Annotated in this window: 5 protein-coding genes and 1 pseudogene; 1 reads left to right on the top strand and 5 read right to left on the bottom strand. The window is 31.6% G+C overall.

Annotated features, from left to right (window positions below):
• Together HMPREF0381_RS04935 and HMPREF0381_RS16055 are read right to left on the bottom strand one after the other, a co-directional pair.
• Positions 1-452: RNA-guided endonuclease TnpB family protein (locus HMPREF0381_RS04935; RefSeq protein WP_008750800.1), on the bottom strand; the 452-nt coding region annotated here is incomplete at its 3' end.
• Positions 453-523: 71 nt separating this feature from the next.
• Positions 524-613, bottom strand: a pseudogene (locus HMPREF0381_RS16055) (IS200/IS605 family transposase); the annotation flags it as partial.
• 487 nt (positions 614-1,100) lie between these two features.
• Between HMPREF0381_RS16055 and HMPREF0381_RS04930 the strand changes: the two are divergent.
• Positions 1,101-1,382: a cupin domain-containing protein gene (locus HMPREF0381_RS04930; protein ID WP_008750798.1), complete on the top strand. Its 282-nt coding sequence runs from the start codon at positions 1,101-1,103 to the stop codon at positions 1,380-1,382.
• A gap of 59 nt (positions 1,383-1,441) precedes the next feature.
• Here the strand turns inward: HMPREF0381_RS04930 and HMPREF0381_RS04925 are convergent, their stop codons facing one another.
• From HMPREF0381_RS04925 to HMPREF0381_RS04915, 3 genes are read right to left on the bottom strand one after another with little or no spacing between them, the layout of a single operon-like run.
• On the bottom strand, positions 1,442-3,157 hold the full coding sequence (locus HMPREF0381_RS04925; RefSeq protein ID WP_008750797.1) for a DUF4153 domain-containing protein: 1,716 nt from the start codon (positions 3,155-3,157) through the stop codon (positions 1,442-1,444).
• A 14-nt stretch (positions 3,158-3,171) separates the two neighbouring features.
• Complete coding sequence (locus HMPREF0381_RS04920) at positions 3,172-3,381, bottom strand: helix-turn-helix domain-containing protein (protein WP_008750796.1); 210 nt, start codon at positions 3,379-3,381, stop codon at positions 3,172-3,174.
• 11 nt (positions 3,382-3,392) lie between these two features.
• Positions 3,393-3,866, bottom strand: a complete 474-nt coding sequence (locus HMPREF0381_RS04915) for a DUF2975 domain-containing protein (protein WP_008750795.1) — start codon at positions 3,864-3,866, stop codon at positions 3,393-3,395.
• Positions 3,867-4,311 lie beyond the last annotated feature (445 nt).

The raw sequence follows: 4,311 nt of genomic DNA, 5'->3' as shown, positions 1-4,311 counted from the left end.
ACTGTTTTTATCCGACCTGAAAATTTTCTATGTAATTTTATTTTTACCCTTTTTAATTTTGGCAGCTTTATTCTTCCTCTATCAAAATCTACAGTTATATTCCCATTTGTAAAATTAGTTGTATATGATTTACGATTACTGTGCTTACTCTTAAACTTCGGATAACCTGCATGTTCTTTGAAAAACTTTTGATAAGCACTATCCATATTATAAATTGCATTTGTTAAAGCAAATTTATCTACTTCTTTTAGCCATTCATAAACTTTTTTCAGCTCTCTATTACAATAATTATTACAATCTGTTTTACTGACAAACTTTTTTTCTTTTTCATAAGCATCTTTTCTGTACGCAAGGGTTTGATTATACACAAAACGGCAACAGCCAAATGTCTTTGCTAACTGTATTTCTTGCTCTTTGTTTGGATAAATCCGATATCTATATGCCTTTAACATTAAGCTCACCCACCTTTCTACCCTTGATTTTTTTATATATTACTTTAACATTTCTTCAGAAATATCGCATACATTTCTTTTAATGCTAAAAGCTTTTTTCTATACTTACATACAAAAATAATATGATACTGTAATAAATATTTGTGTCTATTCTTTGATTTCTATACTCCATAACGCTAGTTATTGTATCACAAATATCTATTTTTTGCTACCTTAACCCACCGTCTAAAGCCGGTGGGATTGCGGTAGCATTATTTCAAACATGGACCAAGCAAAGTTGTCCACATTGCCTTGGTGTTTTTGCTTGAGCAAGTTCTCTACGCTTTCCTGTAATCGTTCTTTTGGGACCAATAATGTTTCTGTTTGTTGCTGCATATACATTCTCTTACCTACAAAGATGTTGCTAAACTTTTATCTCAAAAGTGAGATTGCCGAAACACCTTTTTCCTTTGTGCTGTTGCATTTTTCAAAAGTTTACCTAATCGGTATTTTACAAAAAACTTTTTTATTGGCTGAAATATTGAATTTTCAATGTGCGTTACACCTTAAAGGTGTTGGAAATTTGAGTCTATAAAATAATACCGAATTTATCGTCTTGATATGCTATACTTATAAAGTAATTCAACTGATAGTTTAGAAAGGAGTTTTATGGTTGGAGAAGTAAAAAATGCTGAAGGTCTTGTATTTGCTAAAGATAAGTTTAATGTTGTAAAGAAGGCAGGGGTTAAGGGAGATTTAATTCCAAAGCACAACCATGCTGAGGCATATATAATATTTACTGTGGTAAAGGGAGCGGTAAGGGTATTTCTTAATGACGAAGAAATACATGATTTAACACCCGGAGATATACTGTATTTTGACGGTGATAATTATATAAATGTAGAGTTTTTGGAAGACGGAGAGTTCTTTGTAACCCTTATTGACAAATAAACTTAAGCAAAAAGGCTGTCAAACAGTTTAATTGCTGTTTGGCAGCCTTTTACTTACATTTAATTTAGATTCATATATTTTTTTATTTCGAAAGCCTTATTTCCGGCGTAATTATAACTGATAGGTTCATCTATATCAAAAGAATAATATCCCATTATACCTTCTGCGCAGAAGTACAGCTTATCTTTAAGTTCTTTATCGGAACTGTTTTTCCAAGCCTTGTAAATAACAGGCATTGCAGCCATATCACTTTCCCTAAGATCATATATATCATAGTATGGCAGATTACCGTTCATATAGGCATTAAGATTATACCCGGCAACCACTGCGTCTATATTGGCAAGGCAAAGAAGTACAAAAAGTATATTTCCTGCATAGAAACTTAATTTGGTAACAGGAAAGCTCTTCTTAAATTCTCCTATTATGATAAAGGCAAATACAAAACATAAGAAAATCATAAATACACTTGGAATTATGCGCAGTGTTGTAAGCCCATAAGTGCTTATATACAGATACATCTTGGCAAATGCAACCGATATAAGTAACAATGTTAATATTGAATTTAGGAGTATATGAATATGCATATACTTATTATTTTCATTTTTAACTGATAAAACCTTAGCTACCGCAATAAATACTATATTGATTAAGGCAACAGCCAGAAGTTCAAAGAATCCTCTTCTTGCATATTCTGAATAGGTAAAATCAGCCGGCAAAGAACCGCCTAAAATATCTATAAAATATATAACCTGTATGCCTATAAAAAGAATATAAAAGCAGCAAATAACTGCATTAACGGTGTATAAACTAAGTCTTGGTATGGAAGCGACATTATCCATAGTTTTATTAAACTTATCTATATTAAAAGACTTTGAATTATCCTCTATGGAACTTCCATAGATAAGTGCGTACAGGTAGGTTGCCATAGGTAGTGACCATATAAGAGTTCCGATATTTTTAGGAACACTGATATCGAGGTTGAATAAATTGTCAAAAATATTTTTAAAAGTAGCATCTGCACTTGAAAGCAGGAAAATGACAATTATTATAAACGGAGTGCCAATCAAAAGTCCGAAAAAAATATGCAAAAAGTACTTAGTCTTTGTATTTGAAGCACTTTTTACCCTCTTTGAAAACATACAAATCCAAAAAGCAGTAGCATTATGTATAGGAATAAATACAAGTGCATTGATATAGTCATATAATATAAGCGCTGAAGTTTCGCTTTTTATAAGCTTGTTAAATACCGTTACAGGAAAGTAAATAAGCATAAAATTCATAGCTATTTGCATAAATATATTAAGGGAATAGTTATAAAAAACAGTAAAGCTTATGGCTAAAAGTATCATAAGCATCGACAAAATAATACTTTCATTATTGAGCTTAACAGCCTTTAATTTAGCATATGCAAGCACTGAGATAACATAAAGTACTATGTATACGGTAGCTCCCAAACCTAAATTTGCTATACCTGTATTTAAGTTATAATATTTTGTGCATAAAAATGCCAGTATAAATACAACGGGCAGCATTATTATATCTACTGTTTCAAACTTATATTTAGGCTCTTTTTTTATAGGAGTATTATTTGAAGTTGTGGCCTCTGTATTAACACCGGCTGTGGAAGTACTTGCAGTGTTGTTTGAACTGTCAGCTATATTGTTGCCTGCACTTGCAGTGTTGTTTGAACTGTCAGCTATATTATTGTCTGCACTTGCAGTTGCATTATTATCTGAATTTATAGCTGTAGAATTATCTGATAAATTTTCGCTCATGTTAAAAACCTCCTTTAGTTTTCGTCAGGTACATATTCCAGTATATCCGCTACTTGGCAGTTAAGTTCTCTGCATATAGCCTCCAAAGTGGAGAATCGTACCGCCTTGGCTTTATTATTTTTTAGAATGGACAAATTGGCAGCTGTAATGCCTATTCGCTCTGCAAGCTCCCCGGCAGACATCTTCCTTTTTGCCATTACCACATCTATATTTACCATAATCATAACTTTTCTCCTTATATGGTATACTCATTTTCTTGCTTTATTTCTATCGCCTCTGTAAACACATTCTTAACTACTCTCAGTATAAGAGCCATAAATGCAGTACTTGTGACGAGTAGTACAAAAGGCAGATAGAAAAATGTTAAAATAAAGCATACAAATGAGGCGATAAAACAGCACCATGAAAGCAGTCTAAGGTATTTGACATTTTCTGCTATAAATACTTTGGACTTATGTATGTTACATAAGAGTTTATATAGGAGAAACAGGGCGGTATAGGCAAGTATATCAAGTATGTAAACTGTAATCATACTGAAAATGACATACTTTCCGATGAGTTCTTCCTTGGAAAGAGGAATATAAATGCGCCTTAAGATAATAAATTTTATATCATGGTGTATGTAAATATTAAGCAGTATACCCAATATGGCAAAAACAAATACACATACCTTAGATAAAGCTATACTTTTATTTTGTGTCCAATTCATTACAACCTCCTACTTTATATATAGATATTTACAAGCTGTAAAAAAATTATTAATGCTGGGAGCATGATAACATATAATTTAATGTTTAGCAATAAAAATATATTGTTATTCGATAAAAAAATATTGAAATTCATTTAAGAATCATTTTTTAAGATGAATTGTAGGGTGATATTATTTATTAAAACATTTTGTAAAATAAAAAGGCCTTCTATGTACTTGTCAATTATGCCAAAGCGGAAGGCTTGTGGTGATCAGATTATTATAATTAATCCAAACTTCCTATGCACCAAATTGGATCAGTATGTTGAAATTTCGACATTGTATCTAATAAAATGTCGCTAATAAAATGATGATTTGTCTGTCACATAAACCGTTACAAATATATCCTGCCTTGGACACTACATCTCCTTGCAATAAAAAAGGGGCTGTCGGGAAATAGATAGCA

Origin of the sequence: Lachnoanaerobaculum saburreum DSM 3986 (assembly GCF_000185385.1) — a bacterium.
In the GTDB taxonomy this organism is placed as follows: Bacteria; Bacillota; Clostridia; order Lachnospirales; family Lachnospiraceae; genus Lachnoanaerobaculum; species Lachnoanaerobaculum saburreum.
The sequence above is the reverse complement of the archived record's forward strand: the minus strand, read 5'-3'. Positions and strand labels throughout refer to the sequence as shown.